The organism is Methanomicrobium sp. (assembly GCF_055145805.1).
In genome coordinates this window covers 1-23,871 of the sequence record NZ_JBSREC010000022.1, presented here as the reverse complement: position 1 = coordinate 23,871, position 23,871 = coordinate 1, and the positions used below count along the sequence as shown (strand labels likewise).

The 23,871-nt window shown below is 36.5% G+C and carries 25 protein-coding genes and 1 tRNA gene; 15 read left to right on the top strand and 11 right to left on the bottom strand.

The window, feature by feature from the left end:
- The first annotated feature begins 122 nt into the window (after positions 1-122).
- A complete protein-coding gene (locus tag ACTB1O_RS01570) occupies positions 123-1,529 on the top strand; it encodes a phosphoadenosine phosphosulfate reductase domain-containing protein (RefSeq protein ID WP_462993387.1) in 1,407 nt (468 codons plus the stop codon).
- Positions 1,507-2,109: an imidazole glycerol phosphate synthase subunit HisH gene (hisH, locus tag ACTB1O_RS01565; RefSeq protein WP_462993386.1), complete on the top strand. Its 603-nt coding sequence runs from the start codon at positions 1,507-1,509 to the stop codon at positions 2,107-2,109. Before ACTB1O_RS01570 ends, hisH begins: the two co-directional genes overlap by 23 nt.
- Positions 2,110-2,198: 89 nt before the next feature.
- Here the strand turns inward: hisH and ACTB1O_RS01560 are convergent, their stop codons facing one another.
- Genes ACTB1O_RS01560 through ACTB1O_RS01545 form a run of 4 tightly spaced genes read right to left on the bottom strand, consistent with a single transcriptional unit; the run spans position 2,199 to position 6,818 of the window.
- Positions 2,199-2,972, bottom strand: coding sequence for an ArsR/SmtB family transcription factor (locus ACTB1O_RS01560; protein WP_462993385.1), 774 nt, complete (start codon positions 2,970-2,972; stop codon positions 2,199-2,201).
- Positions 2,973-2,981: 9 nt separating this feature from the next.
- A complete protein-coding gene (gene alaS, locus ACTB1O_RS01555; protein WP_462993384.1) occupies positions 2,982-5,717 on the bottom strand; it encodes an alanine--tRNA ligase in 2,736 nt (911 codons plus the stop codon).
- Positions 5,718-5,775: 58 nt separating this feature from the next.
- Complete coding sequence (locus ACTB1O_RS01550; RefSeq protein ID WP_462993383.1) at positions 5,776-6,099, bottom strand: SWIM zinc finger family protein; 324 nt, start codon at positions 6,097-6,099, stop codon at positions 5,776-5,778.
- A gap of 14 nt (positions 6,100-6,113) precedes the next feature.
- A complete protein-coding gene (locus ACTB1O_RS01545; RefSeq protein ID WP_462993382.1) occupies positions 6,114-6,818 on the bottom strand; it encodes a Nif3-like dinuclear metal center hexameric protein in 705 nt (234 codons plus the stop codon).
- Positions 6,819-6,912: 94 nt separating this feature from the next.
- Between ACTB1O_RS01545 and ACTB1O_RS01540 the strand changes: the two genes are divergently transcribed.
- Genes ACTB1O_RS01540 through ACTB1O_RS01530 form a run of 3 tightly spaced genes read left to right on the top strand, consistent with a single transcriptional unit; the run spans position 6,913 to position 9,513 of the window.
- Positions 6,913-8,421: a homocysteine biosynthesis protein gene (locus ACTB1O_RS01540; RefSeq protein ID WP_462993381.1), complete on the top strand. Its 1,509-nt coding sequence runs from the start codon at positions 6,913-6,915 to the stop codon at positions 8,419-8,421.
- Positions 8,418-8,804 (top strand): 4Fe-4S binding protein, encoded by a 387-nt coding sequence (locus ACTB1O_RS01535; protein ID WP_462993380.1) that lies wholly within the window; start codon positions 8,418-8,420, stop codon positions 8,802-8,804. The genes ACTB1O_RS01540 and ACTB1O_RS01535 overlap by 4 nt, the downstream gene beginning before the upstream one ends.
- 1 nt (position 8,805) lies before the next feature.
- On the top strand, positions 8,806-9,513 hold the full coding sequence (locus tag ACTB1O_RS01530) for a UPF0280 family protein (protein ID WP_462993379.1): 708 nt from the start codon (positions 8,806-8,808) through the stop codon (positions 9,511-9,513).
- A gap of 2 nt (positions 9,514-9,515) precedes the next feature.
- Here ACTB1O_RS01530 and ACTB1O_RS01525 read toward each other — a convergent pair whose 3' ends face one another.
- On the bottom strand, positions 9,516-9,914 hold the full coding sequence (locus ACTB1O_RS01525; RefSeq protein WP_462993378.1) for a hypothetical protein: 399 nt from the start codon (positions 9,912-9,914) through the stop codon (positions 9,516-9,518).
- 78 nt (positions 9,915-9,992) lie between these two features.
- Here ACTB1O_RS01525 and ACTB1O_RS01520 point away from each other — a divergent pair, with 78 nt between their 5' ends.
- From ACTB1O_RS01520 to ACTB1O_RS01500, 5 genes are read left to right on the top strand one after another with little or no spacing between them, the layout of a single operon-like run.
- Positions 9,993-10,292, top strand: coding sequence for a MarR family transcriptional regulator (locus tag ACTB1O_RS01520; protein WP_462993377.1), 300 nt, complete (start codon positions 9,993-9,995; stop codon positions 10,290-10,292).
- A complete protein-coding gene (locus ACTB1O_RS01515; protein WP_462993376.1) occupies positions 10,289-10,810 on the top strand; it encodes a tRNA (cytidine(56)-2'-O)-methyltransferase in 522 nt (173 codons plus the stop codon). Before ACTB1O_RS01520 ends, ACTB1O_RS01515 begins: the two co-directional genes overlap by 4 nt.
- On the top strand, positions 10,807-11,895 hold the full coding sequence (locus tag ACTB1O_RS01510; protein WP_462993375.1) for an ATP-grasp domain-containing protein: 1,089 nt from the start codon (positions 10,807-10,809) through the stop codon (positions 11,893-11,895). Before ACTB1O_RS01515 ends, ACTB1O_RS01510 begins: the two co-directional genes overlap by 4 nt.
- A complete protein-coding gene (locus tag ACTB1O_RS01505) occupies positions 11,889-12,410 on the top strand; it encodes a transcription factor (RefSeq protein ID WP_462993374.1) in 522 nt (173 codons plus the stop codon). Before ACTB1O_RS01510 ends, ACTB1O_RS01505 begins: the two co-directional genes overlap by 7 nt.
- Complete coding sequence (locus ACTB1O_RS01500) at positions 12,407-12,910, top strand: HDIG domain-containing metalloprotein (protein WP_462993373.1); 504 nt, start codon at positions 12,407-12,409, stop codon at positions 12,908-12,910. Before ACTB1O_RS01505 ends, ACTB1O_RS01500 begins: the two co-directional genes overlap by 4 nt.
- 133 nt (positions 12,911-13,043) lie before the next feature.
- Here the strand turns inward: ACTB1O_RS01500 and ACTB1O_RS01495 are convergent, their stop codons facing one another.
- Positions 13,044-13,544, bottom strand: a complete 501-nt coding sequence (locus tag ACTB1O_RS01495) for a regulator of amino acid metabolism, contains ACT domain protein (protein ID WP_462993372.1) — start codon at positions 13,542-13,544, stop codon at positions 13,044-13,046.
- A gap of 210 nt (positions 13,545-13,754) precedes the next feature.
- Here ACTB1O_RS01495 and ACTB1O_RS01490 point away from each other — a divergent pair.
- Positions 13,755-13,839, top strand: a tRNA-Leu gene (locus tag ACTB1O_RS01490).
- A gap of 93 nt (positions 13,840-13,932) precedes the next feature.
- Here the strand turns inward: ACTB1O_RS01490 and ACTB1O_RS01485 are convergent.
- Positions 13,933-15,672, bottom strand: a complete 1,740-nt coding sequence (locus ACTB1O_RS01485) for a sensor histidine kinase (RefSeq protein WP_462993371.1) — start codon at positions 15,670-15,672, stop codon at positions 13,933-13,935.
- A 285-nt stretch (positions 15,673-15,957) separates the two neighbouring features.
- Here ACTB1O_RS01485 and ACTB1O_RS01480 point away from each other — a divergent pair, with 285 nt between their 5' ends.
- Entirely contained in the window at positions 15,958-16,641 is a 684-nt protein-coding gene (locus tag ACTB1O_RS01480) for an HAD family hydrolase (RefSeq protein WP_462993370.1), read from the top strand.
- A 74-nt stretch (positions 16,642-16,715) separates the two neighbouring features.
- Here ACTB1O_RS01480 and ACTB1O_RS01475 read toward each other — a convergent pair whose 3' ends face one another.
- Positions 16,716-17,573 carry a methanogenesis marker 8 protein gene (locus ACTB1O_RS01475; protein WP_462993369.1) on the bottom strand — a complete coding sequence of 286 codons (858 nt, stop codon included), beginning with the start codon at positions 17,571-17,573 and terminating at the stop codon, positions 16,716-16,718.
- A gap of 62 nt (positions 17,574-17,635) precedes the next feature.
- Here ACTB1O_RS01475 and ACTB1O_RS01470 point away from each other — a divergent pair, with 62 nt between their 5' ends.
- A complete protein-coding gene (locus tag ACTB1O_RS01470; protein WP_462993368.1) occupies positions 17,636-18,388 on the top strand; it encodes a heparan-alpha-glucosaminide N-acetyltransferase in 753 nt (250 codons plus the stop codon).
- Positions 18,389-18,462: 74 nt separating this feature from the next.
- Here the strand turns inward: ACTB1O_RS01470 and ACTB1O_RS01465 are convergent, their stop codons facing one another.
- Genes ACTB1O_RS01465 through ACTB1O_RS01455 form a run of 3 tightly spaced genes read right to left on the bottom strand, consistent with a single transcriptional unit; the run spans position 18,463 to position 20,471 of the window.
- Positions 18,463-19,353 carry an adenine deaminase C-terminal domain-containing protein gene (locus ACTB1O_RS01465; protein ID WP_462993367.1) on the bottom strand — a complete coding sequence of 297 codons (891 nt, stop codon included), beginning with the start codon at positions 19,351-19,353 and terminating at the stop codon, positions 18,463-18,465.
- Entirely contained in the window at positions 19,314-20,111 is a 798-nt protein-coding gene (locus ACTB1O_RS01460) for an amidohydrolase family protein (RefSeq protein WP_462993366.1), read from the bottom strand. The genes ACTB1O_RS01465 and ACTB1O_RS01460 overlap by 40 nt, the downstream gene beginning before the upstream one ends.
- A 6-nt stretch (positions 20,112-20,117) precedes the next feature.
- Positions 20,118-20,471, bottom strand: coding sequence for a hypothetical protein (locus tag ACTB1O_RS01455; RefSeq protein WP_462993365.1), 354 nt, complete (start codon positions 20,469-20,471; stop codon positions 20,118-20,120).
- Positions 20,472-20,779: 308 nt separating this feature from the next.
- Here ACTB1O_RS01455 and ACTB1O_RS01450 point away from each other — a divergent pair, with 308 nt between their 5' ends.
- Together ACTB1O_RS01450 and ACTB1O_RS01445 are read left to right on the top strand one after the other, a co-directional pair.
- Positions 20,780-21,622 (top strand): ParA family protein, encoded by an 843-nt coding sequence (locus ACTB1O_RS01450; RefSeq protein WP_462993411.1) that lies wholly within the window; start codon positions 20,780-20,782, stop codon positions 21,620-21,622.
- A 7-nt stretch (positions 21,623-21,629) separates the two neighbouring features.
- On the top strand, positions 21,630-23,871 hold a 2,242-nt coding region (locus ACTB1O_RS01445), incomplete at its 3' end, for a methyl-accepting chemotaxis protein (RefSeq protein WP_462993364.1).

Genomic DNA, 23,871 nt, shown 5'->3' with positions numbered 1-23,871 from the left:
AAAACTCAGAATATTGTATCTGGGATCGTCAATAATTAAATCACAAAAAATACTGTATGGAGTATTCAGATGTGTAAATCTAACATCTATTTATTAAATTATATTCTAATATTTATCAACAAATGTCAAGGGCTTTTCTCGGAAAATTAGTTCTCAACTGGTGTGATGAATGTCACACCCCCGTCCTCGGAAAAAAATGTTCCTGTGGTAGTGACACAAGAAGTGTTTCAATAACTCCTCCCGGAGATATCAGGCCTGCCTTTAAAGCCGATATTGATCACATAAATAATCTTTACGAAGAACAGTTTGGACAAAAACTGATTCCTGAAGATCATGTGGTAATTTTAAACAAAATTCCGGATAAGGATCGCATGGAAGAGGTAATAATGGGTGGCGCTGTTGCATGTGCCTACAGATATCACCCTGAAGAAAAAAAATGGGAATTATTACCACGTATTCATGCTGCAAAATACTCTAAACCTCTAAAAAAGTACGTTATAGCACATGATGGAGCAATAGAATCTATTAAACAGGGTTCAAGCCTTCTTGCACCCGGACTAATAGAAATTGAAGACAGTGTAAAAGCAGGCGATGAAGTCTTTATTCTCACAAAAAACGGAGAATGTATAGCTGTTGGGCGTGCACGTGAAGATGCAGTCACTGCCAGAAAAATGGAAAGAGGATCGATTGTAAGGACAAGGAAACCTAAACCGGGAATTTGCGTTAAAGGAGAGTCATCATGGGATGATGCAATAGAATCCAATAAAATAATTCTTGATAATGTCGAGGCAGAAGCAATCAGATTTGTGAAATCAGTTATCAGCAAAAATCCTGATCTTCCGTATAATGTTTCATATTCCGGTGGAAAGGATAGTCTGGCAACTCTTCTTGTTGTTTTAAAAGCGGTTGGTAATGTGCCTGTTTTATTCTCTGATACAGAACTTGAGTTTCCGGAGACTTATAAAAATATTGAAGATGTAGTTGAAAAATACGGACTTGAGATAATAAAAACAGGGGCAGGAGAAACATTCTGGGAAACATTTGAAGTGGAAGGACCTCCTGCAATTGATGCCAGATGGTGCTGCAGCGTCTGCAAACTTATGCCTGTTAAAAAAATAATTGAGGAGAGATGGGGAGAATGTTTATCATTTATCGGCCAGAGAAAATATGAATCTCTTGCAAGAATGAAAAGTCCGAGAGTCTGGAGAAATTTTAAGGTAGGAGTCCAGTTATCAGCAGCACCGATTCAGCACTGGACAGCACTACATGTGTTTCTGTATCTGTTCAGGGAAAATGCACCATATAACATTCTTTATGAGAGGAGAATAGACAGAATCGGATGTTTCATGTGCCCTTCAAGCGATCTTGCAACTTTTGAAATAATAAAGGCAGAATATCCTGAACTCTGGAATATGTGGGAAGAAAAACTTCAGTTCTGGATGGATAAAAAAGGTCTTAATGAAGACTGGCGAAAAAAAGCAGAGTGGAGAAAGAGGGGCGGTGAGGATGACACAAGTAGTTATACTTGATTATGGCCTTGGAAATTTAAGAAGTGTCAAAAAAGGGCTTGAAAAAGCAGGTGCACAGACCATTATAACTTCAGATCTGGAAATAATGGCGTCTGCTGACGGGGTGGTGCTCCCAGGAGTGGGTGCATTTTCAGAGGGCATGGAAAAATTAAAAGAGATGAAAAATGCGCTTTATGATTATGTTGAAACCCGCCCTGTCCTTGGAATCTGCCTTGGAATGCAGATGCTTTTAGATGAGGGGGAGGAATACGGAATCCATCAGGGTCTTGGCCTTGTCCCAGGGAAAGTAAAGCATTTCCCAAAAAAACAAAATTATAAAATACCCCATATGGGATGGAATAATATTAAAATTACTCAGAAAAATCCGCTTTTTGAAGGGATAGAGGATAATAGTTTTGTCTATTTTGTTCACTCCTACTATGCAGAAACAAAACCCGAATATACTCTTACATCAACCGACTACATCTGCCCTTTTGCATCCGCAATCAGAAACAAAAATGCATACGGCACTCAGTTTCATCCTGAAAAAAGCGGAAATGTGGGTCTTAAAATTCTTGAAAATTTTATAGACCTGCTTTGATTTTTAAATGAAAAAATGCGAAATATGTATTTTATTTGGGCTTTGAAAATTTCCAAAAAATTTAATAAAATATCTTATAATAAATGAGATTATTTCTTTTGAACTTCATTCCAGTATTTTTTCTCTCTTCTCCAGATTATTGCCTCATATCCCATAAGAACAATTAAAACTGCACAACCTCCAAAGAAAAATGCAATTACAATAAAATGAACTGTATCTTCCGGAAAATTATTACCAGAATAAATATTATCAGACACTATTCTGCTTTCTGAAGACGGAATGGTTCCATTATATGTCTCTTGCTGAATTCCTACATTTGTGGATTTTAATAATGTAGTATCAGGAACAGGCGGAATAGGAATTGTTAATTCGCCTGAATCATATTCAATCATACTTTCATTAAATCCATCTGAATATGAAGCAGTCACAAATTGTTCATTACTATTTGAAATATCATAAAATACAGATCCGGAGAACAAAGCAGATGAAATTAAACCTGCAGCAAGCGTTGCAATAATAAAAAATCCAAAAACAGACGCATATTTCATTAGTATCTGCCGGATATCCTTAGTACCTGCAGATACAATGACAACCTGCTCACACACCCCGTATACTTTAACTTCCCTGCCTTTTTCACTGTATTTTATATTTTTGACTTCTATAAGTCCTGCGTCCAGAAGGTTTTCAACATGATACTTTATAGTGGTCATTGGCTGACCCATGTTCTCTGAAATCTCAGTTAAGGTTAGAACACCCTTCTTTAACATTGAAAGTATTTCATTTGCAGTCTGGCTTGCCATAGCCTTTCCTATCTTTTTTGCCCTCTCATCACCGGGTTCTAAAAGAACAACACTTTCAGTCATTTAAAAAAATTATAATAATTTGGTTATCAGCTCTTTTCCTGCAGAAAGAGCATTTTGTATCTGCGACCTGTCATTTCCAACACCCTGAGCAAGACCTGGCTTTCCGCCACCCTTACCACCAAGAATATTACATACAATCTTTACAATTTCACCTGCATTAACAGATGAAACACCTGATGCCGCAGCTACGTGAATCTTTTCACTTCCTCCGATAATAAGCCCGACTCCGCCTTTATTGGCAAAAATTGTGGCAATTGAAACAAGTTCTTTTGGAGAAGCCTCAATCTCATATACAGCAACAGGAATTCCGTTGATCTCTTCACCTGAAAGTGATTTTATCTTTATATCAACAAGTTCTTTTTGGAGATTATCAATGCTCTTTTTCTGTTCTTTCCATTCACTAAAGAATCTTTCAACAGAAGAAGGCAGATTTTCACGTTGCACACTCAAACTGCAGGCCGATCTGTCAAGAAGGGATTCAACTTTCTGCATATATCTGACAGCAGAAATACCGGCCGCAAACTCTATTCTTTCTATGCCGTCCTGAACATGCTCCACACGGATTATTTTAATAGTTCCTATTTCCCCGGTACTTCTGCAATGTGTACCGGCACAGGCCTGAATATCTCCCGCGACCTTAACAACCCTGATATCTTTTCCTGGAGGAACACCACCCTGATAAAGACAGAATCCATATTTTTGTTCTGCCTTTGTTCTGTCTTCCCATTCTGCATATACATTAAGATTTGAGAACACTATCCTGTTAGCTGCAATCTCAATCCTGTTTAGCTCTTCAGGAGTTATGTGTTTGAAATGACGCAGATCCATACGTGAGGAATCATAATCTTTCTGTGCACCGGCCTGATGAACATGTGCACCCAAAACCTCCTTTGCTGCATTCAAAAGAACATGTGTTGCAGTATGATGGCGCATCATCGTCCAGCGATAATCTTCATCAACAACACCTTTAACAGGTGTACCCCGTTTAATTTCTCCACCTTTAATTTTATGAAGGATAACTTCTCCAATCTTGAATGTATCAATGACCTTGACCATTTCTTCCTGTGAAAATAAAGAACCCAGATCAGCAGGCTGACCTCCTCCTTCAGGATAGAAAAGAGTCTGATCAAGAACAACATAATCCTCAAACTGATCGATTACCATCGCTTCAAACTCTGTATCTGCAACCTGCTCATAGTATAAGCGACGAGTCGGCGGAAGTGCATTTACCCTCTGTCTAATGTCTGCATATGGATCAGCTTTTTCTCCTTCGTCAGATTCAGAATGAAGATCTGCAACAAGTGAATAGAAGTTATCAGGAAGTTCTACTTTTACACCCTCTTCTGCTGCAATGTCCCGCACAATCTCAGGTGGCAGACCATGTGAGTCATAAAGGGTTATAAGCTCATTGAGCGGGATCTTTTCATTCTTCGTTTTATAACTGCCTGCCATCTTCTGAACAATCCTCGCACCCCGCTTCATTGTCTGATTATATTTTTCTATCTCATTGGAGACAATTTCACGTATGATACTTATTTCCTGTTCAAATGATCCAATCCCGATATTTTTCATCTGAGCTTCAATTAAATCGGATAATTCCTTTTCTATACCGATTTCATTCATCATACGCAGAGTTCTTCTGATAACAAGACGTGCCAGATAACCTTCCTGTACATTCGATGGGACTATACAATCGCCAAGCATATAAGCAAGACATCTCGTATGATCAGCAATTGCATAAATGCGTTCAACAGGCTCCATTATCGACTGGAGTTTTTCATATGAAACACCAATGTTTTTTGCAATCTCCTTTCTCATCGTAATAATATTTGAACCGGAAATATCCATCAGACCTGCATATTTCGCATTCATCCCCAGAATTTTCGTAAACTCGGGCTCATCAAGTAAATGCTCAATTCCTGCAGATACCATGAGATCATTTACCATCTTGGGAAAAACAGCATCATAAATGGTAGGAGAACCTTTTGATGCCCAGACTAATCGTTCAAGGCCATATCCTGTATCAACAATTCTAAGATCTATTGGATAATAAGAAACTCCTTCAAGCTCAACAGGAGTTTTATCATTCCTGGTCTTTCCAAGACTCATAAAAACAAGCGTTGCAATCTCAAGGCCGCCTATCATTATTTCTACGCTTGGGCCGGCATTCCCGCCACCAATCCAGGGATGCTCAATATATGTCACATCCATCAGATTGCCGCCAATGGATTCAAGGAACTGATCGCAAAGCTCCACAGTCATATCTTTCCAGTAAATCTCCTCTTTGTCGGAATTAAAAGCATGGTGGGCCATCATCTCAAATGTAGTCAGATGCCTGCCGGAACGTCCGACAGAATCTAGATCATTTAACCTGATACATGGCTGTGATATTGTCAAAGGATTTGCAGGAGGCGGAACGACACCGCTTGTAACAAAAGGCTGAAAATCGGCTATTGAAGCAATTGTGAGATATATATCATCTCTCCATCTTGCAGCCACCGGATATCTTTTTATTCTTGTATGTCCCCTGCTTTCAAAAAACGAAAGATAGGCTTCACGCATCTCATCCAGAGAATGGGGCTTAAAAACCGGATTCCCTATAAAACTATATGGAACACAGGGAGCATCTCCACAGACTTCCAGTCCGGGATTGCGGGTCCAGAAGGCTGAACCACATTTCTTGCAGATTTTTCTGACAAGACCCTGTGATTTGAAATATTCAAGACAATACTCTTCCTCGAGCATAAAAAACCACGCTGTACCTCTTCAATTTATAATCCTGAAATAGTATTAGTGTTTGCAATTAATCAGATGAATGATTTTTTACCCATCTGTCCTGGTACCACTCTTCTATCTTAATATAATCTCCATAGTATCCTGCAATCCGGACAGCCAGAATGTGCCAGCACTCATTCTGCCTAAAGGAGAAATCATGACATGTACAAAAATCATCTGCTACAACATATTCACCGGAATTACCAATTACGACAAAAAAATCAAGATATTTTAAGATTCTCTTCTCATCAAGTGCTTTTAAGGCATTTTTGCCTCTGTTGCCATAAAGAGAAATTATCTTTTCTCTTATGGAATCATTAATTCCGGAGGAATTTTCCCATACGTTATTCATATAATATTTTATTATTAAATCATCCTCAGAACAGGCCTGTCTTCAATATATATCCATCCCATTTTTTCAGCCAATGCTTTCATTCCTACAGATTCAAGCGCGTAATGCGTTGACTCTATAAGAGGGAGGCAAGAAGACAAAAGGACATTATGTTTCAGTTCTGATGATAGAAATGCATCAGCACCTGCTTTTTCGGCTTCGCATATAATGTCCAAATCAAAACCGCTTCCGCCAACAACTGCAATTCTGTCAGTACTCAAAAGATTACCATATATACGCAGATTTCCACCAAGTAATGATGCTATCTCTTCAATTCTAAGATTGCATTCCCCAATAATTCCCAGAGACATCGCTTCAATATTTTTTAAACCTAAAAGTTCTCCCAGTGCATGATTTATTCCAAAATCAGCATGGTCAAAATTTGTATGCATCACAAATATATTCAGGTCTGATGAAAGTGCCGGTTGCAGAATATTCTTCTGATGACCAGATATTCTTGTCAAAGGCTCCCATATAGGAGTATGATGAACTATCAGAATATCAGCTTTTTCAGAGATTGCTTTTGATACTGTGAATTCTGTTGCGTCAAGTGCGCATGCTATGTTTTGAATATCCCTCTTTCCTTCAACAATAAGACCTATCCTTTTTTCATCGAAATCCTCAGCAATTTCAGGAGGGGCAATTTCATTTAGTTTTTCGATGAAATCTGCAATATCCATGATTATTTATTATGACATTCACTGAGATATACCTTCATATTACTGATAGTCATAAACATCACACATAAATATTCAAAAAGAGAGAATCATAATCATGGAAAAGTCCATTGAAGAGATCAATAACAGGATAAAAAACGGCAGCGCAAGAGTTGTCACGGCAGAAGAGATGCCCGACATAGTTGCCGAACTTGGTGAGGAAGGCGCACTAAAAGAAGTTGATGTTGTAACAACAGGTACTTTTGGTGCGATGTGCTCATCAGGTGCATTCTTCAATTTCGGACATTCGGATCCCCCAATCAGGATGGAAAAAGCATGGCTTAATGATGTTGAAGCCTATTCAGGGATTGCAGCAGTTGATGCATATCTTGGAGCGACACAGGAATCTGAGACCAGAGGGATTGAATATGGCGGCGCACATGTATTTGAAGATCTTATATCAGGTAAATCCATTGAACTCAGGGCTTCATCCAAAGGAACTGACTGTTACCCGAGAAAGACTATAACAACCGAACTCCTGCTTGAAGATTTAAATCAGGCCACAATGTGCAATCCAAGAAATGCCTTTCAAAAATATGCAGCGGCAACAAACTCCACTGAAAACACACTTCATACATATATGGGTACTCTGCTGCCGGGATTTGGAAATGTAAGCTATTCAGGTGCGGGTTGCCTCTCACCTCTAATCAATGATCCAAAACTCAATATGATAGGAAGCGGAGTTCCAATATTTCTATGCGGTGCCAAAGGCATGATAATAGGACAGGGTACACAGACATCCCCCGCAAATCTTTTTGCAAATCTTATGACAACAGGCGATATGAAAGAGATGTCAACCGATTTCCTGCGAGCAGCATCCTTTAACGGCTACGGTGTTTCTCTGTATCTGGGTATCGGAGTACCTATTCCTGTAACAAACACAGAAGTTGTAAGAAATGCGGCAATACGCGACGAAGATATCAAAACAACCGTGGTTGATTACGGAGTCCCAAGCAGAAACAGACCTGATATCATAGAAGTCAGTTATGCCGAATTAAAAAGCGGTGCTGTCGATATTAAAGGAGAAGAGGCCAGAACATCCTCTCTTTCAAGTTTTAAAAAGGCAAGAGAGGTTGCAGACGAATTAAAGTTGTGGATAGAAAAAGGAGATATGACACTCTGCCTTCCAACAAGAAAATCCGATGCTTCAATAAGGGTTAAACCGATGAGAGAATCCAGACGCGCTCCGGCAGTCCGCGAAATAATGAACACCAATATTACATGCATAAAAGAAGAGGAAGAGATCAAAACAGCGGCTAAAAAACTTCTGAGAGATGAAACAAACCATCTGCCGGTAATAAACAATGAAGGCAGGGTTGTTGGCATCGTTACAACATATGATATCTCAAAAGCGGTTGTAAAAGAGACAAAACAGAACACTGTTTCAGAGATAATGTCAAGAAACATTGTTACAACATCACCTGAAGAAGCAGTTGATATTGCAGCAATGAAACTTGAGAGAAATAATATAAGTGCTCTTCCGGTTGTCGACAAAGACGGCCACCTTGTAGGTCTTCTCAGTGCAATTGACCTTGGCAAACTCTTTGGCAGGAGGTGGATGAAATGAAACTTCTTGTTAACTTTTCCCGGAAAAAAGGTTTTGAACCCCTTATAGCTAAAACTGTAATGGACACGGGTGTTTTAATCAACGTAGAAAGGGCATCTATCGAGTCCCAGGCCGGTGAAATTTTAATTGATGTACCGGATTCAGATGCTCCTAAAGTCTGTAAAAAATTAAGAGACTCCGGAGCAAATGTTGAAAAACTTGAAGATTCAGTAAAAAGAGATGAAAATGAATGCATTGATTGCGGCGAGTGCATCAGCATATGCCCGCAGGAAGTGTTTTACTTTGATGAAGACTGGTCCATTCAGATGAGAACAGACAAATGTGTATTGTGTGGCAAATGCACAACTGCATGCCCTCATGGTGCGCTGAAACTTCTCCAGTAGAATGATTCGTGAACACTTCAGGTATAAATCCACAATTACAACCATCTTAGCTGATTCCCCGGCTCATATCACAGCAGCAAAAGAAGCTATGATCTCTGCACGTCAGGAGATTGAAAAAATAATTATAAAAGAACCTCTTTTTGGTTCATCTCTGGAGCCGGTTATTGTTGAATCAGATTCAGCTGTAGTTCAAAGAATGACAAATGCCGCAAATATGTCAGGTACTGGACCGATGGCAGCTGTTGCAGGTACAGTTGCCTGGGCGGGAGTTGAGGCAATGAAAAATTGCGGAGCTGATTTCGCAGTTATTGATAATGGAGGAGATATTGCATTCATATCCGATCGTATCTTAAAAATAGGCCTTTTTGCAGGCAGTTCACTTTTTAGTGGAAAAATGGCTTTTCTCATGCAACCCACAGATGAAATATATGGAGTATGCACATCTTCTGCAACTGTAGGCCCTTCGATCTCATTCGGAACTGCAGATTCTGTAACAGTATTTTCATCAGATGTATCTCTTGCAGATGCATGGGCAACATCTGCATGCAACATAATTAATTCGGAAGATAATCAAAATCTCTTTGAAAAACTTGGAGGTTCTAAAATTGACGGTGTTTTTGGAGTGATTGATGAAATTGCAGTAAAATGGGGATCTATTCCAAAAATCAGACGCGCTGATGTGGATGAAAAACTAATTACATCAGGATAATACTAATAATAAGACTTCTCTTCCGCAAATTTAGTTGCTTCGCGATAAGCTTCTTTGCCTGAGAAATGTTTAATCTCAATATCTCCATCCGAAATAATTAACTCAGGACTGCTGTTTTTCACAGTAAAATAGATCTCAAAAATGTCATAGTCATCAATATGAATCTTTGATTTAACTGCCGTTGCAGGTTCAAGCATTAGTCTGTCCTTTACAATCTCGCGTGGTTCAGATCTGAAATAATAGTAAAAAACCTGATAGGCATTTAAAAAATCAGAGTCTAAAAGTTCTTCGCGTAATTTTGAGTCCAGATCATCAATAATTTTTGCAAGTTCTTCTAAATCCTCATCAGCAATACCAAGTATCTGATCAGCAAGTTCCGCAAGTTCGTAATAGTCGGTCACTAAAATTTCAGCTCCATTTCTGAATTATAGTCCTGATATGTAAAAAAATATATTGTCCATTCGGAGTAATAAAAAAGAATGCGGGAAGAGGACCTGGACTGGAAAATATACCATATAATTGTCGCTGAAGAAAACTGCCCTGTTTCCGACATTATAAAGATGAGCGGGGTTGAAAAAGAGGTTCTTTTAAAATCTCTTGAAAGACTTGAAAAGAATTGTCTTATAAAATACAACAAAGAAAATGTACAGATTCTTTCTCTTCAGGAAACTATCTTTAAAAGAAGTGTTCTTTCATCTACACGCAATGAAACAAGCCCTGTGGTTATTGAAAACGGCATTATTAAACCAAATCCGGATTATAAAGGGAATTTTTTATGAAAGAAATCTGCGTTTTAAGAATAGGCCACCGCCCGGAACGCGATCAGCGCGTAACTACACATGTAGGTCTTACAGCAAGGGCACTTGGCGCAAAAGGGATGTATCTGGCATCAAATGATACTGGTGTAAAAAAATCCATAGATGATGTAGTCAAACGCTGGGGCGGAAATTTTTTCCTTGAAAATGATGTTTCATGGAAAAAATGCATAAATGACTGGAAAAAATCAGGCGGAATTGTTGTTCATCTGACAATGTACGGACTTTGCCTGACAGATGTCGAGAAAGAAATAAAGATACATAAAAAAATTCTTGTAGTTGTCGGCGCAGAAAAAGTCCCTGGAGATCTATACGGAATGGCAGACTTCAACGTATCTGTTACTACCCAGCCGCATTCAGAAATATCAAGTCTTGCTCTTACCCTGGATCATCTTTTTGAAGGAAAAACCTTAAATCTCGATTTTCCAGACCCGGAAATAAAAATTATTCCCTGTGACCATGGGAAGAGGTTTGAAAGTTGAGGGGAAAGGTGCTTATTGCAGGGTTTGCGACCCGCCATGTAGCCCGTTCCGCTCATAATGCAGGATACGAAGTATTTGCAATAGATAATTTCTGCGATCAGGATCTTGTAAAGATTACCAAATCATGTACAACATTTGAAGAGATAGCTGAGATACCAGGAATTGTTGATAAACTGGATAAAGAAGAAAATTTTGACTTCATTGCTGTAACATCAGGAGCAGAAAATATAAAAATAAAAAAGAACATCTGTGGCACAGATCCAAAAATTGCTTCTCCTTTCCTTGATAAAAAAAATATTCAGACTTTTTTTGAAACAAATAATATACCTGTTCCTAAAATTGCAGATGAAGGTAAATATCCGGTAATGATAAAACCCTGCAGTGGTGCAGGCGGATGGAGAAATAAAAAAGCGAAAAATCTTGCTGAAGAGAAAGAATGGGTTGAGTTATGGCCGGAAGAATCTTACATCAGACAGACTCTTGCGGAAGGAATACCCTGCAGTGTATCATGTATTGCAAATGGTAAAAATGCACAGGCAATATCTTTCAATGAACAGTTTCTCCGGGGTGGCAACGGTGAAAAATCATATGGTTTTTCAGGAGCCATTACTCCTTTTAGTCATCCTCTGGAAGATGAAATAATAAAAACAGCAGAAAAAGCTGCGGCTTTAAGTGGATGTAAAGGTTCTATTGGTGTTGACTTTATTGCCGGAGAAAAAGAATTCTGGGCAATTGAAATTAACCCGAGATTTCAGGCAACAATGGATATAATAGAATTATCTTTTGGCATTAATATATTCAATTTACATATTGACGCATGCAGAGGAATTTTGCCCGGACCATATGAAAAAAGTGCAAAAAAGTATACAGCAAGAAGAGTAATTTTCGCGGACAGAGATATTACGGTAAAGGATGAACTGGGCAAATTATACCCCCAAATTGCCGACATTCCAGGAATCGGAACTTCAATTGAAGAGGGAAGTGCTATTTTGAGCGTATATGGAACAGGTTCTACACGGAACTTTGCACTTAAATCACTGGATAAGACTATAAAAGACATTGGCAGATATATAAGCAGATGGTAGCACCAGAAGAATTACTAAAAAATGAGGCAGTCCGTGCTTACCTTCTTCGTATGATCAATGAAGAAGGAATGGAATTACTTGAAAAGTTTCCGCCGGAGGGTGAATACAGCGATGAGGATCTTGCAGAGCTAACAGAAATAAATCTGAACACAGTAAGGCATACTCTTTATACACTCTATGGAAAACGCCTGGCCAAATATAGAAGGATTAAGAATTCCGAGACAGGCTGGCTTACATATCTCTGGATACTTCAACTTGATAACATCGACAGTTGTCTTTATGAGGATATTGACGCAGTCCTTGAAATCCTTGAAGTCAGAGAAAAATATGAAACAATGAATGATTTCTATATGTGCTCCACATGCGGTCTTCGTTATACATTTGATGAGGCCTTAAACAGAGACTTTGTATGTCAGAACTGTGATGAAAAAATGGAGCATTTTGATAATGAACTCATTGGAGAAGCCTTGAAACGCCGTGTGGAGCGTATTAAGGAAAATCTTGGACGAGCGTGAAAACAACAGATGATCTGATTACGCTCCTTAAAAACGCAGGATGCGAGGATAAGATAATAAATCACTGCATAGCGGTCAGAGACCTGTCCATATCCTTTGCAGAGAATGCAGATGCAGATATGGAACTTGTCAATGCAGGAGCACTCCTCCATGACATAGGACGCTCCAGGACGCATTCTATAGCACACGGTCAGACAGGAGCACAAATCTGCAGGGATATGGGACTTTCGGAAGACATCTGCCTAATTATTGAAAGACATATAGGTGCGGGACTAACAGCAGATGAATGCCGGAAATATGGACTTATTCCAAAGGACTGCATACCGGAGACTCTTGAGGAGAAAATTGTTGCTCATTGTGACAACCTGATTAAAGGTACAAAGGAGATAACAATTGAAGAAAGACTAAGAATCTCTTCAGATATGTCAGAAGATATCAAATTAAGATTGAAAAAGCTGGCAAAAGAGATTGAAAAATACAGATACACAAAAAAGCAATAAAAAATTAGCGGATTCTATACAAATAATATTTTTCCCAACTTTTTTTTGAATTTTTTTCTGATCTTTACAACATATTGTAAATAATCAGGATAATTATTCTTTTTTTACTTTGAATTGATTGATAAAACTTTTTTTAAATAACAATCTGTCGTACCTGAGGCAGTTTTTTTAAATCTTCATATACAGATGAGGGAGGGTTATTTTCGACAATTATTACTAACCTGGGATCTTCTGATAATTGTGAATCCGTTACAAAGATCTGTCTTATTGAGAGATCATTTTTTGTCAAAACTTCAACCGCCGCTCCCACAATTCCTTTCTGACATGCATCCTTTGGGTATATGGTAATAACTGAAAGATTCATGTGCTCAGCTACTTTTGTAAGATCAGGTGTCACACGAAGATTTAGAAAAATTTCACGAATTAAAGGGATAGAAAGAATCCTTTTGGAAGTGGCATCAACAACCCTTCTGTCAGTATTTGTCATCTTCCCGATATGTGTTGCAGGTATCTCAATTCCGTTGCAGGTAATTCGTCCCTTTTCATTTACACCGAAACCATTCTCCAGCATATATTTGATGACTATTGTCTGCGATGGAGAGTCTAAAAACTCCCGCAATATAGCAGCCCACATGACAGATTATTTGCATCTGTGAACATATATATACACTGATATGTATAAGGAAAAATCGTTCCTTTGAAAAATATAATCATGTCTCAAATTTATGCTCAAAAATAATGCCCATAAAATAAATGTATTTAGAATTCATAGAATATTCAGGTTTTTCAGCATAAAATCGGAAGCTATTTTAGTCCAAACATCATTCTTATTAGAGTAACACAGGCGAGGGTTGCCGAGCCAGGTCAAAGGCGCAAGGTTGAGGGCCTTGTTACGTAGGTATTCGAGGGTTCGAATCCCTTCCCTCGCATTCATTTTTGTGAAATTTTTGAAATTAACACAATTATTACATAGTATTCCAATACTAAAAATTCTGGAATTTAAAAATATTACAAAAATATAACTATAAGTCATTTTCTCTGCAACATCTGCCAAGCAGAATCTGAAACGCAAGACCTTTTGATCTGTCCCCGGCGATACGATCTGTTACTTTTATTTCTCCTTTATAACGCCTTATAAGAATCAATACAATATATAAACAAAGTGAATTCGAATCCAGATGAAGATTCTCTTCATCAAAATCAGAGAAGAAAAGCATCTTCTCTTCATCAGAAAGTCCCTGCCCTTTGATTTCTATAGAAATCCTTACCTCACTTAATAAAGAAACCGACTCAATGAAAATTTCAGTTCTGTCTCCTGTGGTTTTGATTATGAAGTTTATAAGATTTTCAAATATCTCCCTTAGATACTCATCTGAATAAACAAAAAGACCTGATTCAGAATAATTTATTTGTATTTTAGGATTTATATCTATAACATATCTTACTGCATCATCAAGGGATGTTTCTTTCAATTCACTGCTAAATCCTTCACGAATATCTTTCAATATCCTGAGATTTCTCAATATTAACCTATTTTCATGTATACCTGCACTCATCCTGCTGGTAAGATGACTAAGTGAACTTTTAGGATCAGTAATTTGTTTTACAGAACGCATCAGATCATCATTCAAATCATTGATATCATCAAGCACTATTCCAAAACACTGTTTTGTTTCAGAATAGTCCTTTTCAAGCCTTTCCTGAAGAATACCACGAAGAATAATACTGCTGACCTCACAGCCTATAAGTTCAAGGGTCTCTTTTTCAAAAGGTTTAAATGAACATTCATATGCCTTAGCTACAAAAATAGCTCCAATGACTGTATTCTCAGAAATAAGAGGAATTGCAGCATAAGACAATGCACCAAGGCTTTCAAGAATATTAATATCATACCGACTGATATCCACATCAGAAAAATTTTCAATGTATTTAGGCTGGCCTGCATAAAAGATCAGATTGTTGGGCCAGCTTCTAATATCAAGGATCTTCTGGTTTTCAATAAAACTTCTCGGAACGTCAAGTTCAGATACAATTTCAGCTGTTTTTCCATCACTATTTTTAAGATAAATAAAACAAATATCAAATTTCAGACGTTCTGAAATAAGATGAAGAATATTGTCAAGCATTTTGCTTAGAATATACACAGAATTTGCGGAAATTAATATTTCGTTTAAAAGTTCAAGCTGGTAAATTCTCAAATTTTCTTCTTCATGTGAAGAATCATCCAGAATATCTTCAGGATCCTCAAAATCCATGTATTCTGCTCTATCATAATTTTTTTCACCTGCAATATTATCATTTGAAATCAAAACAAAATCATCTTTTTTTTCTGATATTAACTCAAAAGAATTTTTGATATGAAATAAATCAGGTTCTATTGCAGAGACCAGAATATTACCTGTTCCGGGAATGCGTACTGCAGTAAATATAACTTTTTTTCTCTCTCCGCCACTGGTATTTATACTGAATACTGAAGTTTTAGGAGAATTGTATGGATCAAAAATCCTTTCATTCAAAAAAAATCTCAAAGATGTAATCTCTTTCCCTTCAAAAAAATCAGAAAGAAACAGTCCGGATTCAATTAAACTATAATCTGCATCAAGCATATTAAAAAAAGACGAATTTGCAATGATAATTCTCCCTGATGAATCAGTTACTGCATTTGCACCACCTGAAATATCAAATAAAAAAGAAGCAGATTCGTCAGACTGCTCCAAAATGTTTGTAAGAATATTATTTCCCAATTCCAGACCATCAATCAAGATATTTAACTCCTTTTATTCGAGGGGAGGGTGACATGTAAAAAATATTATTGATTAATAAAAACTTTATCGGATCTAATATATAGATATCTTTTTCATACAGATATTAAAAAAATCTCCCAATTTACCAGTTTTCCTTGAAAATGGCATTTTAATCAAAATAAATGTTGAAATTTTATCAAAATTTATCTTAATTTTAAAACTGTCAAAGATATTATTTCCTATATTAACTAAAAATTGTATACTTCACTGGTATTATGAATAAATAAATAGATAATGAATAAGATGAATCTACATAATCCTGTCAGGAAAAGACCGGAGACGATTCTTTTTGATATGGACAATACACTGTACAACTTCTCAGATGCAAAATTAAAAGCCTGCAACAGTGTAACAGAACTTATAGAATCCGGAACAGGCGAGGAACTTTTGCGATATTTTCTGTTTGGCAGATACGGATTTGAAGACCACGGAAATATTAAACAGTTCATGAAAGATAGAAATGTCTGGGATATTGATATTTTTAATTCTGCTGTAAATGTATATGAATCAGTAAAACTTGAATCGATTGAGACATATCCGGGTGTCTGTGAGATACTTCCGGAAATAATGGGTGCCGGAATCAGAATGGCAATTGTGACCGATGCTGAAAGTTCACAGGCAAAAAAAAGACTGAAAAAAGTAGGAATAAACCAATATTTTGAATGTGTTGTCACACCAGATATTTCAGGAAACAGAAAACCCGAACCAGACACATTTTTGATGGCTCTAAAAAACCTGTCTTCCGAACCTGATGTTTCAATGGTAATAGGGGACAGTCCAAAAAGAGAGATCGAGCCCTGCAACAAACTGGGGATTACAACTGTATATGCAAAATATGGTGACTGGTTAAAAATTCCTTCTCCTAAAGTAATACCGGATTATACAATAGAAAAATTTTCAGAAATTAAAAAAATTCTAAATATCTAGATCAAAAATTATTTTTGTATATCTCCCAAAAATACATCCCACCCATATTTATAAAAATGAATATTATAAAAAAATTATAGGAGAGGTGAGGGATCCTTTCCAAATGTTATAGGAAGTTTTTCTCCCTTAATAAAAACCTGAGCAGGTGTATTTTTAATTTTCTCAAGAATAATTTCTTTTCCCTTAAGAGTCATTGCATACACAGGAACAGAAACACCTCCCTGTATCAGCGCCTTTCTGCCGGCAATATCTCTTATATTTGAAGATGCACAGGCAGATATTATATCACAATTATCAGCATAAAACATTGATTCTTCCCTGTCAGCACCTGTTGTATGTACGCCGACGATTACTGCATCATCCGAAATGTCCCTGATTTTTTTTGCATCTTCACCTTTTGCAACAGTAACAGCAATCCTTGAGAAACCAAGTTCACATGCCTCTAAAAAACCCCTATAAGAATCTATTGAAGCATTCTCAGGAAATACAACATAACCACCATTTTTATTTATCCGTCCTATTACATCGTCATATGGACAGGTCTTAACAAGTCCTGACATTTTCCCGCCAATACCCTGAATAAGACGGGGATTTGTCGCAACAACAGTCCCTGCACCATCACATGCAATAACCGCACAATCAATCAGACCGCTTTTCAATGCACTACTTAACAGTTCTGAAGCACCAAAAAGCACAAAATCATCGTCAGAGAGAATTTCCCTTTCTCCTGTGCACATTCCGAATGAATTAATTCTCTCTTCAATGTTTTTTTTAATCTCTTCGGGATTCATATTATTTACAGGTGAATTAAACTTCCTTGCAAGAGGACATTCCGATATCATAGACTCTCCTACAAAAACAACAGTTCTGTCTCTTACGACAACTTTTGTTTTTCCTGCCACTTCTATTATATGTTCATCATAAAAGTTCATTGATACAGATATTTAGTTATTAAAAGCAAATTAATATTAACAATTTTTCAGGTGCAGTAATTTTGGTTAATTCTAATAAAAAAAAAGAGAGATATTGGGAACTGGACTCATTTAGAGGTCTTGCAATTGTAATGATGATTCTTTTCCACATACTCTTTGACATTGAATATTTCGGAATTTTTCAGATAAATGTACATTATGGTTTCTGGAAAATATTTGGATATTCAACAGCGGTATTATTTGTCTTCATTGCGGGCGTTTCAATATTTATCAGTAGTGAAAGATCAAAAAAATATCTTAAAGGCACTCAATATTACCTTAAATTCCTTAAAAGGGGACTTTTTTTATTATTAACAGGAGGTCTTATTACATTTGTAACATGGATATTTGTTGGAGATGGTTTCATTGTATTTGGAATACTCCACTTAATAGGACTTTCAATAATTCTTTCACCTTTTTTCATCAGATTTGGAAAACTAAATGCATTAGCAGGCATTGGAGTGATTATTTCAGGGATATTTATTGCAGGAACAAAAGGATCTTATCTCCTGATACCTTTAGGAATAACACCAGATACATTTTATTCTCTTGATTATGAACCACTTTTTCCCTGGTTTGGATTTTTTCTGATAGGAATCGCCGCGGGTTCATATTTTTATCCCAAAGCAAAAAGAAATTTTAATAAAATTCCCAAATACAATAATTTTTACGCATTTTTTGATCATTTGGGAAGACATTCACTGATCATTTATCTTATTCATCAACCTGTAATAATTCTCATATTATCAATAATTACCGGCAAAATACTTATCTGAAAAAAATCCTCAACTATAAATTAATTTTTTTACACAGAACATAATTTAATTTAAAAAAATGAATCAAAAAATTATTAATTATTATCAAATAACTGAATATCTCTGAATTCTAAAACATCAAACACTCCTCTTTCCGTAATTCTTATTTCAGGTATTACAGTCAGAGCCAAAAAAGAGAGATACATAAAGGGATTTTTAATACTCCCTGTTTTTTTAATAATTTCATTTAGCTTTTTAAGATCTGAAGATACTTCCTCATAAGATTTGGATGACATTATTCCACCACAGTCCAGAGGGAGCACAAATCCATTGCCCTCAACAAAAACAGACATCCCTCCTTTTGATTCCTTTAATAAATTTATTGCAGAAATAATCTCATCATCGCTGCATCCGACAGATACAATATTGTGAGAATCATGAGATACTGAAGATGCAATCGCTCCTTTTTTCATCTTCATTCCTGTAACAAGCCCGATACCGGTTTTTTTACCCCTGTAACGATCACACACAACACACTTCAGCAAATCATTTTTTACATCAGGGATATCATTGGAATCCACGTCCATAAGAAGAGATTTGGTTAATATTTGTCCTTTAATCAAGCCAATAACATGTGCATTTCCCTTTCCGGATATTTTAATATCATCTCGTTTTAAATCAGGAACATTGAATTCAGAATAAACAGAATCGGGCGGGGTATATCCATTATCTTCCACTTCAACACCCGACTTATATGTTTTTAATACCCTGAATTCATCAGAATCATCAATTATACAGAAATCAGCTACTCTTCCGGGAGAAATTGCACCCCTGTCAGAAAGACCAAATCTTTCTGCCGCGGAAAGAGTGGCCATCCTGTATGCAAGTTCGGGTTTTAATCCACCGTTTATCGCTTTTCTTATACAGTCATCAATATGCCCCTCATTTATAAGCATATCAACATGTCTGTCATCTGTTGCAAACATACATCTGGATACAGTAAAAGAATTTCAGATAAGTTTTTTTCAGTTGAACCTTCACGAAGCATGATATACATCCCTTTTTTAAGCTTTTCTTCAGCTTCTTTTGGATTTGTACATTCATGATCACTTGAAATTCCCTGCATAATGTAGGCATTGAGCTCCTTACCTGACAGAAGCGGGCAGTGGCCGTCAATTATATTGAAAAGATCCAGTTTTTTATAAACATCAGCATCTCCCGAGAGAACACCCGGATAATTCATCATCTCTCCAAGGCCGACAATATTTTTTTCTTCACAGAAATCTTTTAAGTCCCCGGAATCCAGAGATGCACCACCCATATCAAAGGGCGTTGCCGGAACACAGGAAGGAAGCAGATAGAATATATCAAGAGGAGTTTTTCTGCTTTCTGATAACATATATCTGATTCCTCTTTTCCCGGCTACATTGGCTATCTCATGAGGATCTGCAAAGACCGTCGTTGTACCGTTACTCAACGCAAGACGCCCGTATTCGCCGGGTGTTAATAAGGAACTCTCTATATGAACATGGGCATCAATAAGTCCGGGAATAACCTTTGCACCAAAAAGATCTATCTCCTTTATTCCTTGATAATCACCTTCACCAAGAATGATACCCTCCTTCACAGCAAAATTAACAGTCTTCCATGAACATGTAAACGGATTGAATACCTTTGCATTATAAAATACCAAATCGGCCTTCTCCATCCCAAGAGCGGCTTTTAAAAGTGATAGCCTTGTCATGATCAATCAGACTGTAATATCTCTAATCTCTGCAGACGCACGTTTACCATCCTCCAGAACATAAAGATACATCTTATAAGAACCCTTTTTTAATTCTGTTTCTACTGAATATACGTTATTACCAGGTTTTAAGTAAACAGTTTCAACATATTTGGCATACTCTTTCTGCCTGAAATCTTCAAGACTGAAAACTGTTATCTGAACTGTTGAATATCTGCCTTCACCACTATTTTGAATGTTTATGTTTAATTCCGTGTCATTATACGTAAGATCACCAAACGAATAATTCAGACACCCTGATGTAAACAAAAGAATCATAAATACAGGTATTAAAAGAATTCTCACTTTTCGAAAGGTCATTAAATCAATGTCAAATCCCTATGACTTAAATCATTCGCAATGTTTCGAATGAAAGAGAAGTAAATGTAGTAATTAAATGGTTTCATATTGGTTATTAATTCAGGTATTTGCAGAAATTATGACTTTTTTCACAAAAAAATATATATAAAATATGGATTTTTGCTTCTTGAAATTAATAAAATGCACAATACTATCATTAAATGATATTTTGGTTTTTAATTTCCACTCTTTTTAATTCACGATTCGCTTCGTTATCTTTTTTTAGCACAAAAAACCATAAAAACTAGTAATAAAGGGATGGTGATTTTATAACAGTAATTACTTTTGCGCATCACAAAGGAGGTACTGGCAAAACAACCTCATGTCTGAGCATTGCGGGATGCCTCCAGAAAACAAAAGAAAAGGTTCTCGTAATAGATTGTGATCCACAGGCAAATGCAACAACAGGCCTTGGAGTTGTCCCCGAAGAACAGACTAAAAACATGTATGATGTATTTATGAATGTTTTTGAGGGTTTTCCTGATATTTCAATAAAAGATGTAATTACTGAAACGCAGTCAGGTATATTTCTTGCACCATCTTCTCTGGATCTGGTAGGTGTAGAACCTTATTTATACAGCATAAATGAAAGAGCTCTGGTCTTAAAAGAAGCATTAAAGCCGATTTTGAGCGAATACAAATATATTCTGATAGACACTCCGCCAAGTATGGGCCAATTTGTTATAAATGGCCTCCTGGCGGCAGACAGGATCATTCTGACACTTGACAGTAGTATTTTTGCTCAAAAAGGAATCGAAAGTTTAAACCAGATATTCGAGGACATTAAAGAAAATACTGGCAGAAACCGTTCTCCTGATTTGGCCATTATTACACGCGCAGGTGCATTATATGAAAGAAAAGCACCTTTTGAAGAAATAAAAGAAATATTCAGGCAGTTGTTATCAAATAACAATCCCGAAAAAAAAGAAAAAGAAAGACAGGATGAATTGGAAGCAACGATAAAAAGCTCAATAAAAGAAGTACACACTGTCCCTTATGATGCCGAAGTTTACAATGCCCAAAAAATTGGAATCCCTTTGACACTATTATCATCCACCAGTCCGGCAGCAATAAAATATGAACAAATTTCAGAAAAAGTGAAAAAATGGTGATTTTTTTATGACTGAAGATAAAATCTATCAAAACAGACCCGGAAGAAAAGCACTATTTACAGGTGCACAGATACCAAGAGAAACTTCAAAAGTTAATACAGGAGACGTATTATCAGAATTTGTATCCCAAAGCACAACAATTCTTGATAATTTTTTATCAGGAAAAACAAAGGAAAGAGTAGACTTGAATGTTGCTGATGAAGATGCTAAATCTTTTGCTTCTACTATAAACAGGATACTTGAGAATATAGAATCCGGAAAATATTCAGAAGAAGAAAACAGAATAATAGATGTTCTGGAAAATGAAATATCAGCTCTTAAGAATAATGCTGAAAAAACCAAAGATATTCTGCCAAATGAGGACATAAATTCACTAAAAAGTGAAATTTCCTCATTAATTGAGATAAAAGAAGATCTAAATAAACGTCTTATCGAAACTGAAAATGAGTATAAACACTACATAAAAATTCAGGAAGAAAAAATAACAGAACTTGAAAATCTTGCAACTGCAGATACAATAAATAATCCTGAAACAGTTTACGAATCAGAAAAAGAAGAGAATTTGCAAAAAATTGAAGCAGAAATATTACTGGAACGTGAAAATATTGAGAACAGAAATTCAGCATTATCTGAAATTAATAATGAATTAAAAGATGCTAAAAATCTGCTCAATATAAAAGATGAAGATATATTCAAACTTCAGAAAGAAAACAAAAATCTTAAAGAAACCTGCATAAACAAATCAGAAGAGATTAACAAAATATTAAAACAGATTGATGTTTTAAAACTTCGTTCTGAAACAATTGTTCAGGAAAATCCAATGCCGGTTCTCTTAACCGACACTTCCTTTAAAGTGCTTGTATCCAATAAAGCTTATGAAAAAATGAGCGGTATTACGCAATCTGATATCAAAAATATGAATTTAGGAGATTTTGATATTCTGGAAAAGAAAGGAGATGGTTTATCAGGTGTATTGAAAAACCGAAAGCGCAGTTTTTCCGAATTGAAAATCAAACTTCCTTCCGGAGTCCATTACCTTAAGCAATATGGAATACCAATAAAAAATAAAGATGGCGATATTAAAAATATTCTGATCATTTACAACGATATAACTAAAGAAAGAGAGGAATCAGAAGATATAAAAGCAAAAATTAAAGAGATAGATTCCCTTAACAGACGGTCCGAGACCATCGTCCAGCAAAACCCCATGCCAATTATTCTTCTGAATAAAAATCTCAGAATTCTTGTAACAAACAAGGCTTTTGAAGAGATGAGCGGCATTAATGAAGCAAAACTGCTTGAAATGAATGCCGGTGATTTTAAAATAAATTATAACCGGGGCGATGAACTTAACAAAATATTTTCTTCAAAACGTCGTTCATATGGTGAGATTACAATAGATCTTCCAACAGGAACACATATACTTGAACAATATGCAATTCCAATCCTGAATGAAAAAGAGGAAATTTCAAACATTCTCATTGTTTATAATGAAATAACAGCATTGCGTAGAAGAGAGACAGAGATCGAAGAACTGATGAAAAAAGCAAAAGAGGAATCAGTCTGCCTTGAAGAAAGTGCCAAAACAATAACTGCAAATATGGTTGAACTGGCAAAGGGAGATTTGGTAACAAAAGCTTCAATCCTGGAAAATGACCGCCTAAAAATATTAAAGGAAAAATTCAATGAATCAATTCTGTCATTCAGAACTCTAATTGAAGAAATTAGTGAAAAAACCAATCTGGTAGAAAGCACTTCTGAAGAACTCAGGAGAAATAATGAAGATATTGCTCATGCAACAGAAAAACTGGCACAAAATGCATGTGAATCTTCAGATTTCACAAGAAACCTTACAAAACACTTTGAGAATATCAGTAACAGCATCTCAGATCTCTCTGCATCCATTGAAGAGATATCCAGTACATCACAGGAAGTCATGAAAAAGACCCAGCTGGCAACATCTGAGGGAAAACTCGCTGCTGATATTGGAAAGGATGCATCTTTGAAGATGGAAGCAGTCGGAAAGATATCCCAAAAGAGCGTTGAGGAGATTAATTCCCTAAACGATGAGATGCACAAAATAAACGATATTATTAATTTAATTAGTGGAATTGCCGAGCAGACTAACATGCTCGCATTAAATGCTGCAATCGAAGCTGCCCGTGCAGGAGAACATGGAAGAGGTTTTTCAGTCGTTGCAGGGGAAGTGAAAAATCTTGCAGGTGAATCCAAGAAAGCAGCGCTTGAAA

Coding starts and splice junctions, on each gene's coding strand:
- ACTB1O_RS01540 (WP_462993381.1), top strand. CDS start 6,913: ATGGAAAAGTCCATTGAAGAGATCAATAACAGGATAAAAAACGGCAGC.
- alaS (WP_462993384.1), bottom strand. CDS start 5,717: ATGCTCGAGGAAGAGTATTGTCTTGAATATTTCAAATCACAGGGTCTT.
- ACTB1O_RS01520 (WP_462993377.1), top strand. CDS start 9,993: ATGCGGGAAGAGGACCTGGACTGGAAAATATACCATATAATTGTCGCT.
- ACTB1O_RS01515 (WP_462993376.1), top strand. CDS start 10,289: ATGAAAGAAATCTGCGTTTTAAGAATAGGCCACCGCCCGGAACGCGAT.
- ACTB1O_RS01560 (WP_462993385.1), bottom strand. CDS start 2,972: ATGACTGAAAGTGTTGTTCTTTTAGAACCCGGTGATGAGAGGGCAAAA.
- ACTB1O_RS01460 (WP_462993366.1), bottom strand. CDS start 20,111: ATGACAAGGCTATCACTTTTAAAAGCCGCTCTTGGGATGGAGAAGGCC.
- ACTB1O_RS01550 (WP_462993383.1), bottom strand. CDS start 6,099: ATGAATAACGTATGGGAAAATTCCTCCGGAATTAATGATTCCATAAGA.
- ACTB1O_RS01545 (WP_462993382.1), bottom strand. CDS start 6,818: ATGGATATTGCAGATTTCATCGAAAAACTAAATGAAATTGCCCCTCCT.
- ACTB1O_RS01495 (WP_462993372.1), bottom strand. CDS start 13,544: ATGTGGGCTGCTATATTGCGGGAGTTTTTAGACTCTCCATCGCAGACA.
- ACTB1O_RS01455 (WP_462993365.1), bottom strand. CDS start 20,471: ATGACCTTTCGAAAAGTGAGAATTCTTTTAATACCTGTATTTATGATT.
- ACTB1O_RS01530 (WP_462993379.1), top strand. CDS start 8,806: ATGATTCGTGAACACTTCAGGTATAAATCCACAATTACAACCATCTTA.
- ACTB1O_RS01535 (WP_462993380.1), top strand. CDS start 8,418: ATGAAACTTCTTGTTAACTTTTCCCGGAAAAAAGGTTTTGAACCCCTT.
- ACTB1O_RS01480 (WP_462993370.1), top strand. CDS start 15,958: ATGAATCTACATAATCCTGTCAGGAAAAGACCGGAGACGATTCTTTTT.
- ACTB1O_RS01475 (WP_462993369.1), bottom strand. CDS start 17,573: ATGAACTTTTATGATGAACATATAATAGAAGTGGCAGGAAAAACAAAA.
- ACTB1O_RS01465 (WP_462993367.1), bottom strand. CDS start 19,353: ATGTTTGCAACAGATGACAGACATGTTGATATGCTTATAAATGAGGGG.
- ACTB1O_RS01505 (WP_462993374.1), top strand. CDS start 11,889: ATGGTAGCACCAGAAGAATTACTAAAAAATGAGGCAGTCCGTGCTTAC.
- hisH (WP_462993386.1), top strand. CDS start 1,507: ATGACACAAGTAGTTATACTTGATTATGGCCTTGGAAATTTAAGAAGT.
- ACTB1O_RS01570 (WP_462993387.1), top strand. CDS start 123: ATGTCAAGGGCTTTTCTCGGAAAATTAGTTCTCAACTGGTGTGATGAA.